We start from the raw sequence: 4,132 nt of genomic DNA, 5'->3' as shown, positions 1-4,132 counted from the left end.
GCCGTTTTCGACCAGAACATCAATATTAAGGATAGACGGCTTTTCTTTCGCAATCCTGACGCCCGGACGCTCCTCAAACACGCCGTCGATCAATTGAAGGAGCTGCCCCGCCTTGATTCCTTGGCTTTGGAGCCAGTCATCGTTCCTCGCATGGACAAATTGCCGGTCATCGTGCGCATTTGGCCCTTCGAGGGAGCACCGGGGCAGGACGTGCGTGCACTTTTGACGTTGAATGCCTTGGGGCCAAGGCCAGGACCGTCCGCGGCGATCCTCGCCAAGACGTTCCGGCTGACACCATCGGAAGCGAAGGTCGCCTGCATCATCGCGCGGGGAGCTCCTCCCGATATCGCCGCCCGGGAGTTGAAGATATCACGGGAGACGGCGCGCAATCAGTTGAAAGCCGTCTTTGCCAAGACAAACACGCATCGCCAAAGCGAACTGGTCGCGCTGCTCCTGCAAGTCGAGTAACGGCGATAAACCCAAATCTCGCGGTGGAAACGGCGGGCCAAACTCGTCGCGCGTCTTCAAGCCAAGGGCGTCCGGTGTCGCCAGGGTCCTAAAGGTGACAGGTTTCTTTCCCGTCAGGGGTGACGGCCACCCCTCGGGGGTCATCCCCCATCGGAACCGTCGCCACCACCATGTTGGTAGCCGTGTCGATCACCGAAACATTGTTGTCGACTTCATTCGCGACGCGCTCGAAGGTGCGCGGACGCATCGAGCATGTAGTCTGGTCAGATCATCGCTGCCCCCGGGGGATGCGAAAACTTCGAACCGCGCGAACGGCGGAAGATTGCTGCCCCCTCGGGGACGCGAGAAGCTGCGACGGTATGGTGCGATGCCTGGGACGCTTCTTGGCGGCAGGTGCAGGCCAACCGGTGATCTCACGACGAAAAACGATCAGAGCCGTTATCATGAGGACAATTATTGAGGGCACAACAGACATGAGGGAATCCCCCGATTGGATTGTGCTTTCCATGATGGCCAACGACGGGTTTTGTCGCGCCAGAGATGATCATCTCAACTTTTCGTCAAAACTTCATCAACGTCTTGTCCGACACGTTAATGAATGGTGAATGTGGGATTGGAGCCGAGGTCGCCATCTCGAAAAGAACGATCTGATTGGGCGCCGCACTCTTGCCGATTATGGCCGCAGCTTCGTGTGATCAACGTGATCAGCATTCGAGATCAGGCATTGCGATGGATTATGCAGACGAGCAGCACGGCGGCGTTGCGGAAGAAATGCCGCCGAAAATCAAAGCCGAGGAGAATCCCTGGTATTTGCTGGCGACGCTCTATGGCGTGCCTGAGCAATCGGATCGCGAGCTAAGAGAAAAGAATCGGATCGCCTGGAACCGGTACTTTGCCACAAATTTTAATGAGGCAACACGCGCGCGACTAATTGAAGAGAAGCGGCATCCTCAGAATGAACTGAACCCGTTTCAAAGGCATGAATTGGAAGAAATAAAAGAGGCCTACTTAAAGCGCTGCGCGTCTTCGCCGAAACATAACCCCCTTCCACTCAGCAATGCTGTCATCGATTTTTCGAATGTTCAATTCGATCAAAATGTTTCTTTTGATGAATATTTGTTTCCCGATCCTGGTGTGTTTTCTTTCGATTGCACCTTTCAGGACGCGATTTTCACCGGTCGTGCCTCTTTCATGGAGACGACCTTTTTAAGTTCCGCCGAATTTCGGGGTGCGATTTTCTATGGTGACGCAAATTTCTTAGGCGCAACGTTTTCCGGCACGGCGGACTTCAGCGGTGTGGCCTTTTTACTTGGGACTACGTTCTCGTACGTGACTTTCTCCCGCGGGGCCTTTTTCGCTGGTGCAACGTTCTCCAGCGGAGCTGCCTTCCCCCGCGCGGCTTTCTACGGCGCGGCCAACTTCAACGGCGCGGCCTTTGCCGATTTCGCGAACTTCATAGGCGCAACTTTTTACGGCGGCGCTGCATTTAGCGATGCGATGTTCGAGGAATCCACCAGCTTCGACAATACGAAGATGGAATTCATGACTTCTTTCGCGGGCACGACATTTGGAGCAGTGCCTCCAACATTCTTCGGAGCCGAGCTACATCAGAACACCGTTTGGCGCGGCGTCAAATGGCCGCTTATCCCCCAGAATAAAGGCGAGGCTGGGCGCTACATCGACGCTTATGCGTGTCTGAAGCTAGAAATGGATCGGCTTAAGAAGCATGAGGACGAGCTCGACTTTTTCGCCTTCGAATTGCAATCCCGCCGAGTTCTGCTCGGCCGGTGGGGATGGGGGCTGCCGATCTGGCTCTACGGGCTTCTCTGCGACTACGGCCGCAGCTACCTCCGGCCCCTCGTCGCACTTTTTGTTGTCTCGGTTATAGGGGCGTTAGCCTTTTGGTTTTTCGACGCGCGCACCTATGGGGAAGCCCTGGGCCTCAGCGTCGCGAATGCGCTGAATGTCTTCGGTTTCCGCAGGGATTTCGGTTTAACAATTGATACTCCGCTCTCTTGGCTCGAATTGATGTCCGCCATTCAAACCATTCTCGGCACCATTCTCGTCTTCCTCTTCGGCCTCGGCATACGCAATAAATTCCGCATGAAATAAGTGAAGCCAAGAGTGCGGCGAGGCGACAGCACTCGAAGCATGTTGGATGATCGGCCGCCGGTCTCGTGGCGTCTCGGCGGATTGATCCTCGCTACCTGGAGGGGTTTATCGTCGGCACCTTTGTGCCACGTGGCTATTGTGCTTCGCCACCCGCGCCAATTCGCCGGGCTATGGCTTCACCGATCCGCCCTACAATTACGATGACGAAGGTATGACATACCGCCGAGCCCTTCCTGGACGTTTTGGGCGCATATTGGTCAAATCTTGGACACGCGGTCGGATGCGGAAATGCAAATAAAAAGCCCCTGATCTGGCGATCTGGAACCAGACCAGGGGCAGCCGTGTGTTCGGAGGAATCCACGTCCGGATAAATAAGCAACATTCGAGCCAAGCTTGGTGCCGGACGCGGCCGGAGTGGCCACAGGCGGGGCGGCGGCGCAAATTATTGCGTTGTCCGTTCCGGAATGACTCTGATCTCTTCAAAATCCTCAGCGGCCCCGCCCCAAATCACTAATTGCGGTGTGAAGCGCACATCCAATCGGTCCGGCGCGGCGCGATTGTTCGCAAAGAGTCGATAGGAACACATCACCGTCCCCTGAGCATCTTGCGGAATTTTCCAATATCGCGCTGCCGAGGTGGACTTGAAGCGAACCCGTTGGCCGACTTTCATGGTCGCCTTTCGTGGTTGGCAGAACCCCACCTCCAATCGGAAGATGGTGGTCCAGATATGTTGCAGCGCAGCATAGTAACGTCGCAAGGGAGCAATGCAATGCGTCGCTCGGTCGCATAAGCTCCAAATCGGCCACGTCGCGCTAAGCTTCTGGATTTGGGTGGGACAAAGGGCGTAGCCCCACGATGCAACGCGGGCCTAAACCGCCGTTGCAGCGCAACATCAAATTGACCTGATTTTTGCTCTGCACTATAGAGGGAACAAGTCTGGCACCGAGGCAGCGTGGCTCTTTGGTGCCCTTCCTCACCTTCAGCGCGCAGCTCCAGATCGCCTTTGGCCGCACTCCAAACCATGATCCCTTCGCCCTTGAGTCCAGCTTCACCTTGAGCAGCACCGATGTGAGGGCTTCCGTTACCGAGGCATTGAAGCTTATGTCTGATGACACCCACGATGACATGATTAATCTGGACGATCCCTCGGAGTATGAGGACCCAGTGTCTCAGCGAGCGATGGCCTTCTGCCACGTAGCCAAACTCGCGGACACCGTCCAAAATGAGGTGGTCAAGGAGCTGTGTTTGACGATGCTCCGGAAGCTCAACGCCAGTATAAGAACGCCCTCGACGGCGGACCTTCGGTCCATTGAAGGGGGGCACAAGTAGGTGTCTGGCGCGCCCTCGGGCTGACCGCCGCGCCCGTGCCCCGCCGGTGGGCCTAGACCCAACAGTGATACTGGTGGCGAATTCGCAATCACCCTTGGCGGCCCTCCGCAAGGCCTCGAAGTGGGAGCATCGCGTTTTTGCTCTTGGAGTGCTGGTCCACCACGCGTCCATCCGGACCAAATTGATTGCGACGGCGGTGGCGACATGCTGCAGGCGTGTCTTC

Annotated in this window: 4 protein-coding genes; 2 read left to right on the top strand and 2 right to left on the bottom strand. The window is 56.4% G+C overall.

Annotated elements, in window-relative coordinates:
• Window positions 1–468, top strand: a 468-nt coding sequence (locus ACLP2E_RS02390; RefSeq protein ID WP_442465040.1) for a helix-turn-helix transcriptional regulator, incomplete at its 5' end; no start/stop codon positions are given.
• Window positions 469–556: 88 nt separating this feature from the next.
• Here ACLP2E_RS02390 and ACLP2E_RS02385 read toward each other — a convergent pair.
• Window positions 557–715, bottom strand: coding sequence for a hypothetical protein (locus tag ACLP2E_RS02385; RefSeq protein WP_442465039.1), 159 nt, complete (start codon window positions 713–715; stop codon window positions 557–559).
• Between the two features lie 482 nt (window positions 716–1,197).
• On the opposite strand from ACLP2E_RS02385, the gene ACLP2E_RS02380 reads away from it, so the two are divergent.
• Entirely contained in the window at window positions 1,198–2,580 is a 1,383-nt protein-coding gene (locus ACLP2E_RS02380; protein WP_442465038.1) for a pentapeptide repeat-containing protein, read from the top strand.
• Between the two features lie 442 nt (window positions 2,581–3,022).
• Here the strand turns inward: ACLP2E_RS02380 and ACLP2E_RS02375 are convergent, their stop codons facing one another.
• Window positions 3,023–3,250, bottom strand: a complete 228-nt coding sequence (locus tag ACLP2E_RS02375; protein ID WP_442465037.1) for a hypothetical protein — start codon at window positions 3,248–3,250, stop codon at window positions 3,023–3,025.
• Between the last annotated feature and the right edge of the window lie 882 nt (window positions 3,251–4,132).

The organism is Rhodoblastus sp. (assembly GCF_052145335.1).
Classification (GTDB): Bacteria; Pseudomonadota; Alphaproteobacteria; order Rhizobiales; family Beijerinckiaceae; genus Rhodoblastus.
The sequence above is the reverse complement of the archived record's forward strand: the minus strand, read 5'-3'. Positions and strand labels throughout refer to the sequence as shown.